The following is an 18,963-nucleotide window of genomic DNA, read 5'->3' as shown; positions in this document are numbered from 1 at the left end:
AACAAAAAAGCCACTCGCTAGAGTGGCTTAATTATATGATTATAAAGCTAAAATTTGGTGGCCCCTGCTGGACTTGAACCAGCGACCAAGCGATTATGAGTCGCCTGCTCTAACCACTGAGCTAAGGGGCCGTGGCGGTGGATTATAAAGTAACTCCGCGTTGCAATCCAGACATAAGCGTACGGATGCTGTTTTTATAAACAATGTATTTTCAGTCCGTTATACTTGTCCCTTGATGTATTGTTCGGAGTAATTATGGTTAAGGACATACTGGCGCCGGGGCTGCGGGTGGTGTTTTGCGGCATTAATCCGGGGCTCTCTTCCGCAGGTACAGGATTCCCCTTTGCACACCCCGCTAATCGCTTCTGGAAGGTCATCCATCAGGCGGGATTTACCGATCGCCAGCTTAAACCTGAAGAGGCACAGCATCTGCTGGACTTCCGCTGCGGCGTGACGAAATTTGTCGACAGACCAACGGTGCAAGCCAATGAGGTAAAGCTACAAGAGATGCGTAGCGGCGGTCGTCTGCTCATTGAGAAAATAGAAGAGTATCAGCCAGCCGCGCTCGCTATCCTCGGGAAGCAGGCCTTTGAGCAGGGTCTTAGCCAGCGTGGAGCGCAGTGGGGAAAACAGACGCTGACCATTGGCGCGACGCAAATATGGGTATTGCCGAATCCCAGCGGGTTAAGCCGGATCACGCTGGATAAACTGGTGGAAGCGTATCGGGAAGTGAACGACGCCCTGCTCAGGCGGGGACTATAAAGAAAAACGCCACCTTGCGGTGGCGTTTATGCTTATTTGGCGAGATTAATCGTCGAGGAAGCTACGCAGTACTTCAGAGCGGCTCGGGTGGCGCAGTTTACGCAGCGCTTTCGCTTCGATCTGACGGATACGTTCACGGGTAACATCGAACTGTTTACCGACTTCTTCCAGCGTGTGGTCAGTGTTCATATCGATACCGAAACGCATACGCAGAACTTTCGCTTCACGAGCGGTCAGGCCAGCCAGAACGTCATGCGTTGCGGCACGCAGGCTCTCGGTGGTCGCGGAGTCCAGCGGTAGCTCGAGGGTGGTATCCTCGATGAAATCACCCAGATGCGAATCTTCATCGTCGCCGATCGGCGTTTCCATGGAGATAGGCTCTTTGGCGATCTTCAGCACTTTACGGATCTTGTCTTCTGGCATCAGCATGCGTTCAGCCAGCTCTTCCGGTGTCGGCTCGCGGCCCATCTCTTGCAGCATCTGACGGGAGATACGGTTGAGCTTGTTGATAGTCTCAATCATATGTACCGGGATACGGATGGTACGCGCCTGATCCGCGATCGAACGGGTGATCGCCTGACGGATCCACCAGGTTGCATAGGTGGAGAACTTGTAACCACGACGGTATTCAAACTTATCAACCGCTTTCATCAGACCGATGTTACCTTCCTGAATCAGATCCAGGAACTGCAAGCCACGGTTGGTGTATTTTTTAGCGATAGAGATAACCAGACGTAAGTTCGCTTCAACCATCTCTTTTTTCGCACGGCGGGCTTTCGCTTCACCAATGGACATGCGACGGTTGATGTCTTTAACCTGCTCGATGGTCAGACCGGTTTCTTCTTCAATCTGCTGCAGTTTCTGCAGGCCGCGGTGAACGTCATCTGCCACATCGTGCAGTTTTTCAGACCACGGTTTGTTCATCGCGATTGCCGCGTTGAACCAGGTTTCGCTGGTTTCGTTGCCAGTGAACAGGGTGATGAAGTTTTTCTTCGGCATTTTGCACTGCTCAACGCAGAGCTTCATGATCAGACGTTCCTGAGTACGCACGCGGTCCATCATGACGCGCATGCTGTTTACCAGGTAGTCGAACTGCTTCGGCACCAGGCGGAACTGTTTGAACACTTCGGACAGCTTCTGAATTTCTTCCTGCGCGGCAGCATGGCTGCGGCCTTTCGCTTTGATGGTGTCGCGAGTGATTTCGTACTGAGTACGCAGTTCACCGAATTTTTCACGCGCTAACTCAGGGTCGATGCTGTTGTCGTCATCGCTGCTGTCGTCGTCGCCATCTTCTTCATCTTCGTCTTCATCGTCATCCATCTCTTCCTGAGAGAGTTCAGAACCGACGTGGGTCGCCGTTGGCGCCATGTCTTCTTCCGCGTTTGGATCGACAAAGCCGGTGATCAGATCGGAAAGACGTGCTTCTTCAGCTTCTACGCGATCGTACTGCTCAAGCAGGTAGGTGATAGCTTCCGGGTATTCGGCAACGGAGCATTGAACCTGGTTAATCCCGTCTTCGATGCGTTTAGCTATGTCGATTTCGCCTTCGCGGGTTAACAGTTCAACGGTGCCCATTTCACGCATGTACATGCGGACCGGGTCAGTTGTACGACCGATTTCGGACTCAACGCTGGACAGAACCTGGGCAGCCGCTTCTTCCGCGTCTTCATCGGTGCTGTTGGAGGTTTCAGCAAGCAGCAGATCATCGGCATCAGGTGCTTCTTCCATCACCTGAATACCCATGTCATTGATCATTTGGATGATGTCTTCGATTTGATCTGAATCGACGATATCTTCCGGCAGATGGTCATTGACCTCGGCATAGGTCAGATAGCCTTGCTCCTTACCACGTTGGACAAGAAGCTTCAGCTGTGACTGCGGGTTTTGCTCCATAAGACGGTATCCACACTTAATTCGTTTGATTGGTGTTGGGCGGTAAAACCGCCAACGGCAAAACGAGGGCATACTTATATTTTGCCGCTGCCTCTCCGTGCGGCTGTCGGGGGCTTCCCGATCGATATTCGGCAGTTAAGCCGTTAAATACTTCATCCTTCACGTTGTCTCTGCGTTAGCTGAGTTCGTTTACTTGCTGCCTTGATACAACGCGAATGATTTTGTCTTTCTCTTATTTCCTGGCCAGTTCCTGGTTCAGCGTCCAGAGTTCCCGGCGTTCTTCGCTGCTTAAACCGTGTGTGCGCTCACGAGCTATCAACTCTTCCTGGCGCAGTTCAAGCATCGAATCAAACATATGGTTGAGTGAGTCGGTGAAGGTTTTTTCTGCGATATCTTTATCTGCTATATCGTCCCACATCGACAGTTTTTCAAGGGTCGCAGCATCATTTGTGCCACGGTAGTGTTCTAAAAGTTGTCCGGTGGTCAGACCTGGCTGAGCCAGACAAGTGTTGACCAGTTCTCTGAATAAGCCAAGTCCAGGCAGCTTATTGCTATCCAGTGCGCCTAACGGTGGAACCAGCGGGGCGAGCTCCGGGTTTTGCACCAGTAACCCTATAAGTATACGCATGGTCGTACGTTTTAGCTGTGGAACCGGGCGGGAAGCCCCATTTTCTGCCAGTTTTGGCATTAAACGTTCAAGCTGGCTGTCATCCAGAATGCCGAGCTTGTTTCCCAACTCCTGTCGCAGGTAAATGCGCAACGTTTCGCCTGGTACCTGAGTAATCAGCGGTAATGCCAGCGTGCTGAGCTGTGCACGTCCGTCTGGGGTACTCAAATCCACCTGCGGCAACAGGCTGTTAAATAAAAACGCAGAGAGCGGCAGCGCCTGCTCCATCCGGGCTTCAAAGGCCTCTTTCCCTTCTTTACGCACCAGCGTATCGGGATCTTCGCCGTCAGGTAAAAACATAAAGCGTAGCTGGCGTCCGTCTGTCATATAGGGCAGTGCGGTTTCCAGCGCGCGCCATGCTGCGTCGCGCCCGGCGCGGTCGCCGTCGTAACAGCAAATTACGTTGTTCGTCGCGCGGAACAACAGCTGAATGTGATCGGCGGTGGTGGATGTCCCAAGGGATGCCACGGCGTAGTTAATGCCGTATTGCGCCAGCGCCACCACATCCATATAGCCTTCTACCACTAACAGGCGCTGCGGATCGGCGTTATCCTGCTGGGCTTCATAAAGGCCATACAGCTGGCGACCTTTATGGAAAATATCGGTTTCCGGGGAGTTCAGATACTTCGGCAGGGCATCGCCCAGCACGCGTCCACCAAAACCAATGACCCGACCACGTTTGTCGCGGATGGGGAACATCACCCGTTCGCGAAAGCGATCGTAACTGCGTCCCTGATCGTTGGTAACCAACATCCCCGCATCGACCAGCGATTTGCGATTCTCAGCATTACCGCCAAACCGTTTCAGGACGTTGTCCCAGCCGGGGGGCGCAAAACCAATAGCAAAACGGGTGATAACGTCGCTACTTAATCCTCGCTTTTCCAGGTACTGGCGCGCAGGGGTAGCGGCGGGCTGCATCAAAGACTGTTGATAAAAAGTGTTCAGGCCGTCCATCAATTGATAAAGGCTTTGCCGTTGATGGCGCTCTATCTGACTGGGGCCACTGCCTGCTTCATAGGGCACTTCAAGGTTGTGCATTGCGGCCAGTTCTTCGACGGTTTCCACAAACTCGAGCTTGTCGTAGTTCATGAGAAAGTCGACGGCGTTGCCGTGCGCGCCACACCCAAAGCAGTGATAAAACTGTTTTTCACCGTTTACGGTGAAAGAGGGGGTTTTTTCGTTATGGAACGGACAGCACGCGTGATAATTTTTGCCCTGCTTTTTCAGCTTTACCCGCGCGTCGATGAGATCGACGATGTCGGTTCTTGCCAGCAGGTCATTGATAAATACGCGTGGAATTCGTCCAGCCATATGCCCCTTTTATACACTTCATCCTTCAGCCTGCCTCTGTGTTGGCTGCGCTCGCTCACCCCTGTCACTTACTTATGTAAGCTCCGGGGCTTCACTCACTTGCCGCCTTGATGCATACTGAATGATTTTGTGTATATGCCAATGCATAAACGAAAATAAGCCGCGCATTCCTTCCGGAAGCACGGCCTTACAACTACAACTCAGTCTGAATTGAGAGCTTTGGCTCTCAATAGATTAGTACAGACGAGTACGGCGTGCGTTTTCGCGAGCCAGTTTCTTCGCGTGACGTTTCACAGCAGAAGCTTTAGCGCGCTTACGTTCGGTAGTCGGTTTTTCATAGAACTCACGACGACGAACTTCCGCCAGAACACCTGCTTTTTCGCATGAACGCTTGAAGCGACGCAGTGCTACGTCGAACGGCTCGTTTTCACGTACTTTAATTACCGGCATGTAACTCTCACCTTTAATAAATTCGGTTTGCCGCTGGCATCAACGCCAGCTTATTTCAAAATGGTGCGGAATTTTACTGCAATTGCTGCTGCTTTGTAAAGCACCGACGCGATTTTGAAAGGGACTTTTATAAGGACAAGGAGTATACACGAGCGGAACTCCTGGGGCGAACAAAGTTTTACATCAACCCGCATTGGTCCTACACTGCGCGGTAATAGAGCGAGGTAAAACAAGTCATGCGTGTACTGGGTATTGAAACATCCTGCGATGAAACCGGCATCGCCATTTACGACGATGAAAAAGGTCTTTTAGCCAACCAATTGTATAGTCAGGTGAAATTACACGCTGACTACGGCGGCGTAGTGCCAGAACTGGCCTCGCGCGATCACGTACGTAAAACCGTACCGCTGATCCAGGCCGCGCTGAAAGAGGCGGGACTGACGGCAAAAGAGATTGATGCGGTAGCGTATACCGCAGGTCCTGGTTTGGTTGGCGCGCTGCTGGTTGGCGCAACCGTAGGACGCTCCCTGGCGTTCGCCTGGGGCGTGCCGGCGATTCCTGTACACCATATGGAAGGTCATCTGCTGGCGCCGATGCTGGAAGATAATCCTCCTGCTTTTCCGTTCGTCGCGCTGCTGGTTTCTGGCGGTCACACGCAGCTGATTAGCGTCACCGGTATCGGTCAGTATGAATTACTCGGCGAATCGATTGATGATGCTGCTGGCGAAGCGTTCGACAAAACCGCCAAGCTGCTGGGGCTGGATTATCCTGGCGGCCCAATGCTGTCAAAGCTTGCCTCGCAAGGCGTTGAAAAACGCTTTGTCTTCCCGCGCCCGATGACCGACCGTCCGGGGCTGGATTTCAGCTTCTCCGGGCTGAAAACCTTTGCCGCGAATACCATTCGTAATAACGAAAATGACGATCAGACGCGCGCAGATATCGCCCGAGCCTTTGAAGATGCGGTAGTTGATACGCTGATGATCAAGTGTAAACGCGCGCTGGATCAAACCGGTTTTAAACGTCTGGTGATGGCGGGGGGCGTGAGCGCTAACCGTACACTACGCGCAAAACTGGCCGAGATGATGCAAAAACGTCGTGGCGAAGTATTTTACGCGCGTCCGGAATTTTGTACCGACAACGGGGCGATGATCGCCTACGCGGGCATGGTGCGTTTTAAAGCAGGCGCAACGGCGGATCTTGGCGTGACCGTGCGTCCACGCTGGCCACTGGCGGAATTACCGGCGGCGTGATTTTTTGCCCGGTGGCGCAATGTTACCGGGCAATACGCTATATCCGCAGCATTCCTTTCTCTTCCAGAAACGCGATAATTTTTTCCAGACCCTCTCCGGATTTTAAATTACTGAACGTCCACGGACGCTCGCCGCGCATACGCAGGGTATCGCGTTCCATCACCTCCAGCGAGGCGCCGACGTAAGGGGCCAGATCGGTTTTATTGATCACCAGAAAATCGGATTTAGTGATCCCCGGGCCTCCCTTACGCGGGATCTTCTCGCCTTCGGCAACGTCGATCACATAGATTGTCAGATCCGCTAATTCCGGACTGAAGGTGGCGCTCAGGTTATCGCCGCCGCTTTCCACAAAAATCAGATCCAGATTGCCGAATTTCTCGCTTAACGCCTCTACGGCAGCCAGATTCATCGATGCATCTTCGCGGATGGCGGTATGCGGGCAACCGCCGGTTTCCACACCGACGATCCTGTCTGGCTCCAGTGCGCCCGCCTCGGTGAGAATGCGTTGATCTTCTTTGGTGTAGATATCGTTGGTGACCACCGCCAGTTGATAGCTGCTGCGCATGGCTTTGCATAACGCTTCCAGCAGCGCCGTTTTGCCGGAACCGACCGGGCCGCCAACGCCTACGCGCAGGGGATGCTTGCTGTTACTCATTTTTTCTCCTCAGGAGCGGAATAATCGGGAATATTGCGTTTCATGCCGGGCAGAGGCGATGGCGGCCAACGGCGTTGCGGAGCCGAGACTGGCGTCAGGCGTCGCCAGCGCCTGTGCCAGACCCTGCGCATAGCGATCGCAGAGCGCAATAATCAAACGCTGGGCTGCCTGCTGACCAAAGGGAACCAGTTTGACGCCAGCCATCACTGCGCTCTCAATCCAGCTGTAGCCGAGGCTTAACGCCAGCTCGGTCAGGGGTATTCTCCACCGCACGGCCAGCCAGGCCATGCCGCAAAGCTGGCTGTCGGCGAAGAGAGTGCGCCACTCTCGCGAGCAATCCGCCTCCCAGTCGGTGACCAGCCGCGTAAACGCCGCGCCCCGGCTGCGTTCTTCATCCCGCAGTTCGCGGGTTTCCCGACAGGCCAACAGGTAAGCGTTCCAGCGGCGTGCGGCAGCGAGATCGTCCTGCTCGCAGGCGCGATACAGTCTCGCCAGCAGCGGTAGGTCGACGGTAAAAAAGTTCTGCTCCATCTGCTGAATTTGCCAGTCAGAGAATTCATCGATGCTTTTCACCCAGCCAATCTCTACCGCCCACTCCAGGCCCTGGGACCAGGTAAACGACCCCACCGGGAGTGCGCTGCTGGCGAGCTGCATCAGACGCAGCTGTTGGGTGTTATGCATCAGTGCGCATGGCCGTGATGATGCCCGTGTGATTCACTGGCATAAGCGCCTGCTTCCGGTTCAAACGGTAGTTGAGCAAAGGCCACCTCGAGGTTGAACTGTCGCAGCATGGCGTCCAGCACGTGATCGTGGTGGTAGCGCAGCTCATCGGGCAGGATTTGCAGCGGAACGTGGCGATTGCCGAGGTGATAACAGGCTTTGGCGAGCAGGAAAGGATCGGCGCAGCGCACCACGGAAACCGACTCCGGCGCGGCGATCACTTCGATCACTTCGCTGCCATCGTCGGTGGTCAGCAGGTCGCCACCGCGTAACAGCAAACCGCGCGGTAGCATCAGCCCGGCTTCGCGACCGTCGTTCAGCGCCACTCTGGCACGACTTTTTACTCGCATATCAATGGGTAGCGTGACGCTTGCGGTGACGCGGTGAGCGTGGTCCAGGCGTTGGGTCAGGTAGATCATCGTCACTCCTCAAAACAGAAAATAGCGTTGCGCCATCGGCAAAACGTTTGCCGGTTCGCTGGTAATCAGTTCGCCATCAATACGCACCTCGTAGGTCTGAGCATCGACGGTGATATTGGGTTGCAGGTCGTTGTGGATCATGTCAGCCTTTTTCACCGTTCTGCAGCCTTTGACGACGGCGATGGCGCTTTGCAGATTGAGCTGCTGCGCGATGTTTTGCGCGTCAGCGGCCTGCGAAATAAAGGTCAGCCGGGTGTGATGCCGCGCAGCGCCAAGTGCGCCGAACATCATGCGGTAATGCACCGGCTGCGGGGTGGGAATCGAGGCATTGATGTCGCCCATCGGCGCACAGACGATCATCCCGCCTTTAACGATCGTCGCCGGTTTTACGCCAAAGAATGCCGGTGACCACAGCACCAGATCGGCCAGTTTGCCAGGCTCAACGGAGCCGACTTCATGAGCGATACCGTGGGTTAGCGCCGGATTGATGGTGTATTTGGCGACGTAGCGTTTAATGCGCAGGTTGTCGTTGTCACCGGTTTCTTCTGCCAACGGGCCACGCTGAACCTTCATGCGGTGCGCCACCTGCCAGGTACGCAGGATCACTTCGCCCACGCGCCCCATTGCCTGCGAATCGGACGAGGTCAGGGAAAAGGCGCCAATGTCATGCAGCACATCTTCGGCAGCGATCGTTTCCCGGCGAATGCGTGATTCGGCAAAGGCCACGTCTTCGGCGATATCCGGATCGAGATGGTGGCAAACCATCAGCATGTCGAGGTGCTCGTCGATGGTGTTGATGGTATAGGGCAGCGTCGGGTTCGTAGAGGAGGGCAGGATATTCGGATGCGCGCAGGCGGTGATGATATCTGGCGCATGACCGCCGCCCGCGCCTTCGGTGTGAAAAGTATGAATGGTGCGCTCGCCAATCGCCGCCAGCGTATCCTCCACGAAACCGGACTCATTGAGCGTGTCGCTGTGCAGCGCGACCTGGATGTCCATCTCGTCGGCCACGGTCAGCGCGCAGTCGATAGCGGCAGGCGTGGCACCCCAGTCTTCATGGATTTTCAGGCCAATTGCGCCCGCGGTGATTTGCTCGCGCAGGGCGTCAGGATTTGAGCCGTTACCTTTGCCCAGTAAACCGATGTTAACCGGCAACGCGTCCGCCGCCTGCAGCATGCGTGCGATGTACCACGGACCCGGCGTACAGGTGGTGGCGTGCGTTCCCGCGGCCGGACCGGTGCCGCCGCCGATCATCGTTGTCACACCGGAAACCAGCGCCTCTTGCGCCTGCTGTGGGCAGATCCAGTGAATATGCGTATCCACGCCGCCTGCGGTGACGATCTTGCCTTCCCCGGCGATGACTTCAGTTCCCACGCCTATCGGGATCGTAACGTTGGGCTGAATATCGGGATTACCTGCCTTGCCGATGGCGAAGATCCTGCCGGCTTTGATACCGATATCCGCTTTCACGATCCCCCAGTGATCGACGATCAGCGCGTTGGTTATTACCAGATCCACACATGCATCGGTGCGCATTTGCCCCTGGCCCATGCCGTCGCGGATCACTTTGCCGCCGCCGAATTTGACCTCTTCGCCGTAGGTGGTGAAGTCTTTTTCTACTTCGATCCACAGGTCGGTATCCGCCAGGCGCACTTTATCGCCGGTGGTTGGGCCAAACATGTCGGCGTACGCCTGCCGGGAAATTTTACTCATTATTAGCCTCCAGCGCGCCCATCACCTCACTGCGAAACCCGACGATCCTTTGTGCGCCAGCAACGCGCACCAGTTCGACTTCGCGTTTTTGTCCTGGCTCAAAACGCACCGCTGTGCCCGCAGCAATGTTCAGACGAAAGCCGCGTGCGGCCAGCCTGTCAAAGCGCAGCGCCGGGTTCACTTCGAAAAAGTGATAGTGCGATCCCACCTGGATGGGCCTGTCGCCATGATTTTCCACCACGATCGTACAGATCTCCCGCCCCTGATTAAGCGCGATATTGCCTTTTGCGATCTGATATTCACCTGGGATCATTGCCGCTCCTTAGACGATCGGGTTGTGGACGGTGACCAGCTTCGATCCGTCCGGAAATGTGGCTTCAACCTGAATATCCGGGATCATTTCCGGTATGCCTTCCATCACCTGATCGCGACGCAGGACGTGACGCCCATCCTCCATCAGCGCGGCCACGGTTTGCCCGTCGCGCGCGCCTTCCATGATGAAAGCGCTAATCAGCGCCACCGATTCCGGGTAGTTCAGCTTCAGCCCGCGGGCCAGGCGACGTTCTGCCACCAGCGCGGCGGTAAACAGCAACAACTTGTCTTTTTCTCTGGGAGTCAGTTCCATAAGGGTTCTCTTAGGTTTGCCAGATTCGCGGTAGCACAGGCGCTTTGTGTGTCAGCAACGGGCGCAGGAATTGCCAGATGTCACGCATAACGCGCTGTACAATCAGGTTGTCGTCGGCAAGAAAACGGATTGTCAGTAGCGAGTCGTTAAGCGTTGCCCCGGCGTAATCGCCAAGCGGTGTAAGCCGCTCGCGCGTGCCCTCCAGCATGTGTTCGCTGGCCGGATAACACAGCAACGTGCCGACCCAGGGATGATGCGCAATGCCACTCAGCTCTCCCTCCTGCAACTGCAAGCGTTCTATCAACAGCGGCTGGTCATCTCGCCACACTTCCAGACGGTTTTGCAGCACGCCGTGGCTGAAGGTCTCTTGCATAACCGGTCGCCCAAGACACAACAGATCCCAGGCCAGCAAACGACTCTCTGATGCGATGTGAAATACAGACTGAATAACAGCGTTGGCACCGGGAAAGAGGATTGTATCCTGCGGCAGCCACTCCAGCGTGGCGTGCGAGGCGAGGGTAAAGTGCTGGCGCAGCAACGCTTGTGGCCCTCGGCTGCGATAAAACTTGCCCGCGCCGGGCTGGGTGATTAACGCATGGCTGTTTTCGTCGAGTGTGACGGCAATATGAAGCTCATCTCCGCCAACGATCCCCGCAGGTGGATGCAGCAAATAGAGGTGACAGACCTCCTCTTCCGGGTAAAACGGACGCTGAACCGTCAATGGACCATGATGACGCGCCGAGGCGAGCACCGTTTTGTGCCCGGTGCGGGTAAAATGCAGATCCAGTTCGGCCTGCCAGCCCCGTGTGAGTGTCTCGTGCGCAACCGTGTCCAGAGCGTTTCCCTTATCAGCATGAGGGTGTTTGCATACAAAAAAGTATGCCTCAGCGCATCGGGAAAAGGGTCATATGAGAAGCTTATGGAAAAAGGGGCGACAATACGCCGCCCAATGGGGTTTACAGTAACACGAGGGGCATCCAGAGCAGACCGGTGATCACCAGCAGCACGAGGAAAATCAGGCCAAAAATAGCGCCGAGCCGCCAGTAATCCACCGTCGGCAAATAGCCGCTGCCGTAGTAGATAGGGCTGGGACCGGTGGCGTATGGGGTCAGAATGCTGCCCAGACCAATGGCGGCGCCGACCATCAGGCAGAAGACCGGTAGCGGGATTTCCGGCATTGCCAGCGCGGCGGCAATCATCATTGGCGCGAGGGCAGAGGTATAGGCCGTGGCGCTGGCAAAGAAGTAACGCAGCAGATAGAACACCACGATCAGCGTTACCATCACCATCACCGGCGAATAGCCGCTCAGCCCTCCCGCCAGCAGTTTGCCAAACCAGGAGATAAAGCCGGTGTTGTTCAGTCCGGTGGCGAGCGTTATCAGCGAGGCCAGCCAGAAAAAGACGTTCCATGCGGCTTTATTGCTGACGATGTCATCCCAGTTGATGATGCGCAAAACCAGCATCAACGCCACTACGCTGTATCCGACCATCGCCGCGTCAATAAAATCGCCACCGAAGATCCACAGCACCAGCGCGCCGACCATCAGTAACAGCATCTTTTTCTCGCGAGCGCAGAGCGGTCCCATCGCTTTTAGCTCTGTATCCGCCCAACGTGGAACCTGATCGCCGGATTTCAGCACCGGTGGATACAGCACGTACGCCAGCCACGGCACGATCAGCACCAGTAAAATGCTCAGCGGCAGCATGCCTAAGAACCAGTCGCCCCAGCTCAGCGCCGTGTGGGACGCGCCTTTCATCAGGCCGATCAACAGCAGATTCGGCGCCATTGCCGTTAAGAAAATAGCGCTGGTAACGCAGTCAGCGACAATGCCCATCCACATGATGTACGAGCCAATGGAGCGTGAACTGGCGCTATTGGGTTGTGAATTATACAGCGGCGGCAGGTTGCGGATAATCGGGTAGATTATTCCGGCTCCGCGCGCGGAGTTGGAAGGCGTGACGGGAGCGAGGATCAGCTCTGAGAACATCACCGCATAGCCGAGAAAAAGCGTCCGGTGTCCCATCTTTTTCACCAGCATCAGCGCGATACGCCGACCGAGCCCGGTTTTTTCATAGCCGGTACCAAACATAAAGGCCGCGAAGATCAGCCAGATAACCGAGTTTGAGAATCCAGATACCGCCCACGACAGCGATTTGGCGGTAAATTTAAAACCGTCCTGCGCGAGTTGCTCCGGGCTGAACAGCAGCCACGGTGAAAGGACAGCGATGATCGAAATGCCAATCATCGCCACCACCGCGCCCGGTACAGGTTCCAGAATAAGCCCGACAATCACACCGGTAAAGACGGCAAAATAGAGCCAGGTATGACTCTCAAGACCGGTGGGGACGGGCAGAACAGCAATAATGGCGATGACCACCAGCGGAGCCAGGTATCGCCACCAACCAGCTAAAGGTGCCATTGTTGTATCCCTGCGAAGAGGGAGAGGCGTTACGCCCCTCCGGGAGGGTTATTTGATGTAGTGCACGTGCTCGCAGATTTCATCGACGATAGGATCGCGACGTTCAGCGAACAGCTTTTTGTTTTCGGCAATCAGGTTATTACCGTGGGTATCGATGGAAACGATCAGCGGGCCGAACTCTTTTACCCGGCATACCCACAGAGATTCCGGCATGCCGAGTTCAGTCCAGTGTACCTCTTCAATTTCTTCAACCTGAGTTGCCGCCACGACCGCACAGCCAGCCGGGAAGATGACGTGCAGCGCTTTGAACTGCTTGCAGCCTTCTTCCGTCAGCGGTCCCATGCCGCCTTTGCCGACCACCAGCTTGACGCCCGTCTGCTCGATAAAGTCTTTCTCAAACGCTTCCATACGCATGCTGGTAGTTGGGCCGACGGAGACCATCTCCCATTTTTCACCGTTCTTACGGACGATCGGGCCCGCATGGAAAATGGCTTTGCCGTTCAGGTCATAAGGAATCGGGCGCTTCAGTTCGATCAGGCGACGGTGGCAAACGTCACGGCAGGTCACCAGCGTACCGGTCAGGTAAATGACATCGCCAACGCGAATGTCTGCCAGATCTTCGGCTTTGATCGGGGTTGTGAGGATCTTTTTCATAACGCGCTCCGGGTGTGAGACAGGTTTTCGAAGGAGAGGTCGGCATGAACCAACAGCGTGCCGCGACGATGCGCCCAGCAGCCGGTAGAGACGGCAACGCCGATAGTCGACGGGTGGCGCGCGGCGGATTCGATATGCACGCCCATCACTGAGCTATTCCCGGTCAACCCTTGCGGCCCAATGCCCAGACGGTTAAGCCCTTCTTCCAGGCGCAGTTCCAGTTCTGCCGCTTTTGGGTTTGGATGGCGTGATCCGATTGGGCGCAGCACCGCTTTACGCGAAAGCACGGCAGCGGTTTCTACGGAGGTGGCAATACCTACGCCCACCAGCACCGGCGGACAGGCGTTGACTGCCAGCGTGGAGATATTTTCGAAGACAAATTTCACCACGCCTTCGTAGCCTTCAGAAGGCATTAACACTTTCGAGCGCCCCGGCAGCGTACAGCCGCCGCCTGCCATGTAGACTTCGATTTCCGCGTCATCATTATCAGGGATGATGTCCCAGGTGACCCACGGCACACCGGTACCGGTATTTTTTCCGGTATTCACTTCGTCAAAAATCTCGACCGCGTTATGGCGCAGCGGCGCTTTTACCGTGGCATCTTCAACGGCCTGTTTCAGAATACTTTGCAGTTCGCCGAGGTGTGGAAAACGGGAACCGACCTTCACAAAAAACATGATTTCACCGGTGTCCTGACAGGCCGGACGATTCAGGTCGATAGCTTTCTGCATGTTGTCAAACATGGTGTGGTAGATGATTTTACCCATCTTTGATGTTTCGCCTTCACGCAGTTGCTTTAATTTATCCACAACATCGTCAGGCATGCGGGTAGAAATCATGGCGGTAAAGTCGGCGACAATGTTCGTCAGCGTAGCTATCGCTTGTTGGTTATTTTGATTGCTCATCTTATTAACTCCAGTTCTTTTATTTGTCTGGAAATAAATTCTCCGCCACAAACTACCACTAAAAATGTGGTTTTATATTATTTGGCACTGTGAATATCTAATTAACAGTTCGTGAATGATGTCCAGATAAGGCAATAAAAATTGCGCCAGGGCAGGGTTTAATACGTATGGGAGAATTACACTGCGGTTAACCACATTACCGATTACCGATCATGCTGAACACGTATCCCCTGGCGAAAGACCTGCAGGTGCTGGTTGAAATTGTTCATAGCGGCAGCTTTAGCGCCGCCGCCGCAACGCTGGGCCAGACGCCAGCGTTTGTGACGAAGCGCATTCAGATCCTTGAGTCCACACTAGGGGCTACGTTGCTAAGCCGCTCGGCGCGCGGCGTGGCGCTAACGGAGAGTGGTCAACGTTGCTATGAACACGCGCAGGCGATCCTCGCAGGTTATCAACATCTGGTCGATGACGTTACGCAACTCAAAACGCGTCCGGCAGGGATGATTCGTATCGGCTGTAGCTTTGGTTTTGGGCGCAGTTATATTGCACCGGCAATTACCGAATTGATGCACAGCTATCCTGAATTACAGGTACATTTTGAACTTTACGATCGGCAAATTGATTTGGCGCAGGATAATATCGATTTGGATATTCGTATCAATGATGAAATTCCTGATTATTATATTGCTCATTTGTTAACGAAAAATAAAAGGATATTATGCGCAGCCCCGGCGTATTTACAAAAATACGGTGGGCCGATGACGTTACAGGAATTAATTCGGCATGATTGTCTGGTCACCAAAGAACGGGATATGACTCACGGGGTGTGGGAACTGGATAACGGCCAGGAGAAAAAGTCGGTTAAGGTGGCGGGACATCTTTCCTCTAACAGCGGTGAGATTGTGCTGCAGTGGGCGCTGCAGGGAAAAGGGATCATGCTGCGTTCTGAATGGGACGTACAACCGTTTCTGGCTAGCGGTGAACTGGTGCGGGTGCTACCGGACTATGCGCAAAGCGCCAATATCTGGGCGGTTTATCAGGAGCCGCTGTATCGCAGCGTGAAGCTTCGCGTGTGCGTGGAGTTTCTGGCGACGTGGTGTCAGCGTCGATTAGGCAAGCCGGTGGAGGGGTATCACATCCCCGAGGCCGGATAAGACGCCGATGCGTCGCTATCCGACAATAAAATCACTCGGGGTCTTTTTCGCGTTTTTTCTTTAGCTTGGTCCAGATCTTCGGCTCCTGACGACGCCACAGACGCTGAATGTTGTCATGGTGACGAAGCAGAATTAAGCACGACAACATGGACACCGGGAAAGTGAACTGGGGATTGAACCACCAGACGTAAAAAGGGGCGATCAGCGCACTGACGATAGCGCCTAACGACGAATAGCCGCTTAACAGGACGGTTAGTAGCCAGGTTCCGGCCATCACGCCGGTTAAGTCCCAGCCAATCGGCGCAATTGCGCCAAAGGCGGTGGCAACGCCTTTTCCACCTTTAAAGCCGAAAAATACCGGCCAAATGTGTCCCAGACAGGCGGCGATTGCGATCAATCCCAGCCAGAAGGGGCTGACGCCTAGCGCATAGGCACCCCAGACGGGTAACATACCTTTCAGGACGTCGAAAATCAGTACCGCGACGGCGGCTCCCTTGCCACCGATGCGCAGCACGTTTGTCGCGCCCGGATTCCCAGAGCCGCTGTCGCGCGGGTCCGGCAATCCAGCAAGGCGGCATACCAGAATAGCACTGGAAATTGAGCCACAGAGGTACGCGAAGATAATCATTCCAGGCGCGATTGCACTCATAAGCTGTTCCGTTTTGAAAATGTCGTGTAAAACGCTACTTCTGTGGATAATACGCATATTTCGCCGGAAGTGGTATCCGGGTTAGCCAAAAAGCAGGCAGGTCGTGATGGATATTGTATTTATAGAGCAACTTTCTGTAATCACCACTATTGGTGTTTACGACTGGGAACAAACGATCGAACAACAGTTGGTGTTCGATATCGAAATGGCGTGGGATAACCGCAAAGCGGCGAAAAGCGATGATGTGGCTGATTGCCTGAGCTATGCTGATATTGCTCAAACGGTTGTTAACCATGTGGAAGGCGGGCGTTTTGCGCTGGTAGAACGTGTGGCGGAAGAGGTGGCGGATCTGCTACTTAACCGCTTTAATTCTCCGTGGGTGCGCATCAAGCTGAGCAAACCTGGTGCGGTGGCCCGTGCGGCAAACGTCGGGGTCGTCATTGAGCGTGGCAATAATCTGAAAGAAAATAATTAATTTAATAATTTCTAAATCAAACGGGTATAAAAGAGTCCTGACGTCGGCTCTTTTTTGCCGTGTTTTTTCTCTTTCGTTAGGGGTTTATTGATGAGTGATATGCACTCGCTGCTGGTGGCGGCAATTTTGGGTGTGGTCGAAGGGCTGACGGAGTTCCTACCCGTTTCCAGTACCGGCCATATGATAATTGTTGGCCACTTGTTAGGTTTTGAGGGCGATACCGCAAAAACGTTTGAAGTCGTGATCCAACTGGGTTCCATTCTGGCGGTAGTGGTGATGTTCTGGCGACGTCTGTTTGGTTTAATTGGCATTCACTTTGGCAAGGCCCCGCATGAAGGTACTGGTAAAGGTCGGCTGACGCTGGGGCATATCCTGTTGGGGATGATTCCAGCCGTTGTCCTGGGGCTGGTCTTCCACGACACCATCAAGTCACTGTTTAATCCGATCAACGTGATGTATGCGCTGGTGGTGGGGGGTGTGCTGCTGATTGTCGCAGAGTGCCTGAAACCGAAAGAGCCGCGCGCGCCGGGTCTGGATGATATGACGTATCGACAGGCGTTTATGATTGGCTGTTTCCAGTGTCTGGCGCTATGGCCTGGTTTTTCTCGTTCCGGTGCGACGATTTCTGGCGGTATGCTGATGGGGGTGAGCCGTTACGCGGCCTCTGAATTCTCTTTCCTGCTGGCGGTGCCGATGATGATGGGCGCGACGGCGCTGGATCTCTACAAGAGCTGGTCGTTCCTTAGCGCATCAGATATCCCAATGTTTGCCGTCGGCTTTGTGACCGCGTTTATTGTGGCGCTGGTGGCGATCAAAACCTTTCTGCAGCTGATTAAGCGTATCTCGTTCATTCCGTTTGCGATTTACCGCTTTGTTGTGGCGGCTGCCGTTTACGTCGTGTTCTTCTGATGACTTACCGTGGTGCCGGATGGCGGCGTTTCGCCTTATCCGGCCTACGGGTGATATCCGTTCAGGCGGTGGGTTTAGGACACCGCTTCTCCTTCCAGTTGGCCACCGCCGCGATGCGACGTCGGGTCAGTTCTTCACGAATTGCCTGACCTTTGAATCCCGCTTCCACGACATCTTTCGTGGGTACCGCCTGCGCAACCTGCCAGGCTTCGCGCAACAGCCTGCCTTGCGGGTAATCCGCCGCTTCAAAACCGGTTCGCCCACGCACGTCGGCCTCACTGGTCAGGGCGATTTGCTCCACGCGCTGCGGTTTGCGCCACGCATCGATGGAATCAAACAGCTTAACGATGGTTTTCGGTTGCAGGATCGGGAAGGTATGAATCAGGTCGTGGAACTCGGCTACCAGTTTGGCTAAGTCGCGGATGTCATTCGGCACGCGCAGGCGCTGACACAGTTGCTCGACCAGCTTAACGCCCGCCGGACCGTGGCCGTGGTGGCGCGGCCATAGCGCTTTAGGCGTTAATGCTTTACCGAGATCGTGACACAGCGTGGCGAAACGTACGTCGACCTCCGGACTTAACATGGCTGCCATCGACAGCGTCATCAGCGTGTGAATACCGGTATCAATTTCCGGATGCCACTGCGCGGGCGCGGGAACGCCGAACAGAGCATCTACTTCCGGGAACAGCACGCSGCAGGCATCGCAATCGCGCAGGACCTGAAAAAATACCTGTGGGTTGCGGGTGGTTAAGGCGCTTTCTGTCTCTTTCCACACGCGTTCTGGCGTCAGGTGTTCCAGCTCTCCAGCGGCGGCCATGTTGCGCATCAGCGTCATGGTTTCATCAGCAACACGAAAGCCAAGGTGCGCATAGCGAGCAGCAAAGCGCGCCACGCGCAGAACGCGCAGTGGATCCTCGCTAAAAGCCGGGGAAACATGACGCAGCAGGCGGTTTTCCAGATCGTCGCGTCCGTTATACGGGTCGATAATCTCCCCGTTGTCATCGCGGGCCATTGCGTTGATGGTCAGGTCGCGCCGCTGAAGATCGGCTTCCAGCGTCACATCTGGCGCGGCATAACAGGTGAATCCGGTGTAACCTGAGCCCGATTTTCGTTCGGTGCGCGCCAGCGCATACTCTTCCCGGGAGTGTGGGTGGAGAAACACGGGGAAATCGCGGCCTACCTGCTGATAGCCCGCGTCAAGCATCTCCTGCGGCGTGGCACCGACAACGACCCAATCTTTATCTTTAATCGGTAGCCCTAATAACGCATCCCGAACAGCACCACCGACCAGATAAATCTTCACGCCACTTTCCTTTTGAAAAAAACATCCCT

The 18,963-nt window shown here is 54.9% G+C and carries 20 protein-coding genes and 1 tRNA gene; 5 read left to right on the top strand and 16 right to left on the bottom strand.

The annotated features are described in order from the left end of the window. Positions 1-55: 55 nt before the first annotated feature. A tRNA-Ile gene (locus JTI85_RS18935) sits at positions 56-131 on the bottom strand. Between the two features lie 124 nt (positions 132-255). Here JTI85_RS18935 and mug point away from each other — a divergent pair. Next, a complete protein-coding gene (gene mug, locus JTI85_RS18930) occupies positions 256-762 on the top strand; it encodes a G/U mismatch-specific DNA glycosylase (protein WP_047408510.1) in 507 nt (168 codons plus the stop codon). A gap of 45 nt (positions 763-807) precedes the next feature. On the opposite strand, the gene rpoD is transcribed toward mug, so the two are convergent. The 3 genes from rpoD to rpsU form a co-directional block, all read right to left on the bottom strand. Beyond that, on the bottom strand, positions 808-2,655 hold the full coding sequence (gene rpoD, locus JTI85_RS18925; RefSeq protein ID WP_003024699.1) for an RNA polymerase sigma factor RpoD: 1,848 nt from the start codon (positions 2,653-2,655) through the stop codon (positions 808-810). A 232-nt stretch (positions 2,656-2,887) separates the two neighbouring features. After that, positions 2,888-4,633, bottom strand: coding sequence for a DNA primase (dnaG, locus tag JTI85_RS18920; protein ID WP_048213264.1), 1,746 nt, complete (start codon positions 4,631-4,633; stop codon positions 2,888-2,890). Between the two features lie 234 nt (positions 4,634-4,867). Then, the gene (gene rpsU, locus JTI85_RS18915; protein WP_001144069.1) at positions 4,868-5,083 is read right to left on the bottom strand and encodes a 30S ribosomal protein S21; all 216 of its coding nucleotides are present in this window, start codon (positions 5,081-5,083) and stop codon (positions 4,868-4,870) included. A 236-nt stretch (positions 5,084-5,319) separates the two neighbouring features. Here rpsU and tsaD point away from each other — a divergent pair, with 236 nt between their 5' ends. Beyond that, complete coding sequence (gene tsaD, locus JTI85_RS18910) at positions 5,320-6,333, top strand: tRNA (adenosine(37)-N6)-threonylcarbamoyltransferase complex transferase subunit TsaD (protein ID WP_003024694.1); 1,014 nt, start codon at positions 5,320-5,322, stop codon at positions 6,331-6,333. A gap of 37 nt (positions 6,334-6,370) precedes the next feature. On the opposite strand, the gene ureG is transcribed toward tsaD, so the two are convergent. The 10 genes from ureG to ttdA all read right to left on the bottom strand — a co-directional run bounded on the left by ureG (position 6,371) and on the right by ttdA (position 14,444). After that, positions 6,371-6,988, bottom strand: coding sequence for an urease accessory protein UreG (gene ureG, locus JTI85_RS18905; RefSeq protein WP_199954570.1), 618 nt, complete (start codon positions 6,986-6,988; stop codon positions 6,371-6,373). A gap of 9 nt (positions 6,989-6,997) precedes the next feature. Next, a complete protein-coding gene (locus tag JTI85_RS18900) occupies positions 6,998-7,669 on the bottom strand; it encodes an urease accessory protein UreF (RefSeq protein WP_219351885.1) in 672 nt (223 codons plus the stop codon). Beyond that, positions 7,669-8,127 (bottom strand): urease accessory protein UreE, encoded by a 459-nt coding sequence (gene ureE / locus JTI85_RS18895; RefSeq protein ID WP_061068611.1) that lies wholly within the window; start codon positions 8,125-8,127, stop codon positions 7,669-7,671. Before ureE ends, JTI85_RS18900 begins: the two co-directional genes overlap by 1 nt. A 9-nt stretch (positions 8,128-8,136) precedes the next feature. Further along, positions 8,137-9,840, bottom strand: coding sequence for an urease subunit alpha (gene ureC, locus JTI85_RS18890; protein ID WP_219351884.1), 1,704 nt, complete (start codon positions 9,838-9,840; stop codon positions 8,137-8,139). Continuing rightward, positions 9,833-10,153 (bottom strand): urease subunit beta, encoded by a 321-nt coding sequence (locus tag JTI85_RS18885; RefSeq protein WP_061068609.1) that lies wholly within the window; start codon positions 10,151-10,153, stop codon positions 9,833-9,835. Before JTI85_RS18885 ends, ureC begins: the two co-directional genes overlap by 8 nt. A 9-nt stretch (positions 10,154-10,162) precedes the next feature. Beyond that, positions 10,163-10,465 (bottom strand): urease subunit gamma, encoded by a 303-nt coding sequence (locus JTI85_RS18880; protein WP_115601442.1) that lies wholly within the window; start codon positions 10,463-10,465, stop codon positions 10,163-10,165. Between the two features lie 10 nt (positions 10,466-10,475). Further along, positions 10,476-11,300: an urease accessory protein UreD gene (locus tag JTI85_RS18875; RefSeq protein ID WP_199945826.1), complete on the bottom strand. Its 825-nt coding sequence runs from the start codon at positions 11,298-11,300 to the stop codon at positions 10,476-10,478. Between the two features lie 121 nt (positions 11,301-11,421). Further along, positions 11,422-12,885 carry an anion permease gene (locus tag JTI85_RS18870; protein ID WP_199970308.1) on the bottom strand — a complete coding sequence of 488 codons (1,464 nt, stop codon included), beginning with the start codon at positions 12,883-12,885 and terminating at the stop codon, positions 11,422-11,424. 48 nt (positions 12,886-12,933) lie between these two features. Continuing rightward, entirely contained in the window at positions 12,934-13,539 is a 606-nt protein-coding gene (gene ttdB / locus JTI85_RS18865) for a L(+)-tartrate dehydratase subunit beta (protein ID WP_003828447.1), read from the bottom strand. Continuing rightward, a complete protein-coding gene (gene ttdA, locus JTI85_RS18860) occupies positions 13,536-14,444 on the bottom strand; it encodes a L(+)-tartrate dehydratase subunit alpha (RefSeq protein WP_219351882.1) in 909 nt (302 codons plus the stop codon). The genes ttdB and ttdA overlap by 4 nt, the downstream gene beginning before the upstream one ends. 212 nt (positions 14,445-14,656) lie before the next feature. On the opposite strand from ttdA, the gene JTI85_RS18855 reads away from it, so the two are divergent. Then, positions 14,657-15,598: a LysR family transcriptional regulator gene (locus JTI85_RS18855; RefSeq protein ID WP_219351881.1), complete on the top strand. Its 942-nt coding sequence runs from the start codon at positions 14,657-14,659 to the stop codon at positions 15,596-15,598. 31 nt (positions 15,599-15,629) lie between these two features. On the opposite strand, the gene plsY is transcribed toward JTI85_RS18855, so the two are convergent. Continuing rightward, complete coding sequence (gene plsY, locus JTI85_RS18850) at positions 15,630-16,247, bottom strand: glycerol-3-phosphate 1-O-acyltransferase PlsY (RefSeq protein ID WP_003024662.1); 618 nt, start codon at positions 16,245-16,247, stop codon at positions 15,630-15,632. Positions 16,248-16,353: 106 nt separating this feature from the next. On the opposite strand from plsY, the gene folB reads away from it, so the two are divergent. Continuing rightward, on the top strand, positions 16,354-16,722 hold the full coding sequence (gene folB, locus JTI85_RS18845; protein WP_115601448.1) for a bifunctional dihydroneopterin aldolase/7,8-dihydroneopterin epimerase: 369 nt from the start codon (positions 16,354-16,356) through the stop codon (positions 16,720-16,722). A 90-nt stretch (positions 16,723-16,812) separates the two neighbouring features. Beyond that, positions 16,813-17,631: an undecaprenyl-diphosphate phosphatase gene (gene bacA, locus JTI85_RS18840; RefSeq protein WP_048213256.1), complete on the top strand. Its 819-nt coding sequence runs from the start codon at positions 16,813-16,815 to the stop codon at positions 17,629-17,631. A 61-nt stretch (positions 17,632-17,692) separates the two neighbouring features. Here bacA and JTI85_RS18835 read toward each other — a convergent pair whose 3' ends face one another. Then, the gene (locus JTI85_RS18835) at positions 17,693-18,934 is read right to left on the bottom strand and encodes a multifunctional CCA addition/repair protein (protein WP_219351880.1); all 1,242 of its coding nucleotides are present in this window, start codon (positions 18,932-18,934) and stop codon (positions 17,693-17,695) included. Between the last annotated feature and the right edge of the window lie 29 nt (positions 18,935-18,963).

It is taken from the genome of Citrobacter sp. Colony219 (genome assembly GCF_019382635.1).
GTDB lineage: Bacteria > Pseudomonadota > Gammaproteobacteria > Enterobacterales > Enterobacteriaceae > Citrobacter > Citrobacter youngae.
Note: the sequence above shows the minus strand (reverse complement) of the source record. Positions and strands in the feature narration are given on the sequence as shown.

Bases quoted from the DNA above. Each gene is read 5' to 3' on its own strand.
- ureE (WP_061068611.1), bottom strand. From the start codon at position 8,127: ATGATCTACCTGACCCAACGCCTGGACCACGCTCACCGCGTCACCGCA.
- folB (WP_115601448.1), top strand. From the start codon at position 16,354: ATGGATATTGTATTTATAGAGCAACTTTCTGTAATCACCACTATTGGT.
- ureG (WP_199954570.1), bottom strand. From the start codon at position 6,988: ATGAGTAACAGCAAGCATCCCCTGCGCGTAGGCGTTGGCGGCCCGGTC.
- dnaG (WP_048213264.1), bottom strand. From the start codon at position 4,633: ATGGCTGGACGAATTCCACGCGTATTTATCAATGACCTGCTGGCAAGA.
- plsY (WP_003024662.1), bottom strand. From the start codon at position 16,247: ATGAGTGCAATCGCGCCTGGAATGATTATCTTCGCGTACCTCTGTGGC.
- ureC (WP_219351884.1), bottom strand. From the start codon at position 9,840: ATGAGTAAAATTTCCCGGCAGGCGTACGCCGACATGTTTGGCCCAACC.
- JTI85_RS18880 (WP_115601442.1), bottom strand. From the start codon at position 10,465: ATGGAACTGACTCCCAGAGAAAAAGACAAGTTGTTGCTGTTTACCGCC.
- mug (WP_047408510.1), top strand. From the start codon at position 256: ATGGTTAAGGACATACTGGCGCCGGGGCTGCGGGTGGTGTTTTGCGGC.
- JTI85_RS18885 (WP_061068609.1), bottom strand. From the start codon at position 10,153: ATGATCCCAGGTGAATATCAGATCGCAAAAGGCAATATCGCGCTTAAT.
- rpsU (WP_001144069.1), bottom strand. From the start codon at position 5,083: ATGCCGGTAATTAAAGTACGTGAAAACGAGCCGTTCGACGTAGCACTG.
- JTI85_RS18900 (WP_219351885.1), bottom strand. From the start codon at position 7,669: ATGCATAACACCCAACAGCTGCGTCTGATGCAGCTCGCCAGCAGCGCA.
- rpoD (WP_003024699.1), bottom strand. From the start codon at position 2,655: ATGGAGCAAAACCCGCAGTCACAGCTGAAGCTTCTTGTCCAACGTGGT.
- tsaD (WP_003024694.1), top strand. From the start codon at position 5,320: ATGCGTGTACTGGGTATTGAAACATCCTGCGATGAAACCGGCATCGCC.
- JTI85_RS18855 (WP_219351881.1), top strand. From the start codon at position 14,657: ATGCTGAACACGTATCCCCTGGCGAAAGACCTGCAGGTGCTGGTTGAA.
- bacA (WP_048213256.1), top strand. From the start codon at position 16,813: ATGAGTGATATGCACTCGCTGCTGGTGGCGGCAATTTTGGGTGTGGTC.
- ttdB (WP_003828447.1), bottom strand. From the start codon at position 13,539: ATGAAAAAGATCCTCACAACCCCGATCAAAGCCGAAGATCTGGCAGAC.
- JTI85_RS18870 (WP_199970308.1), bottom strand. From the start codon at position 12,885: ATGGCACCTTTAGCTGGTTGGTGGCGATACCTGGCTCCGCTGGTGGTC.
- ttdA (WP_219351882.1), bottom strand. From the start codon at position 14,444: ATGAGCAATCAAAATAACCAACAAGCGATAGCTACGCTGACGAACATT.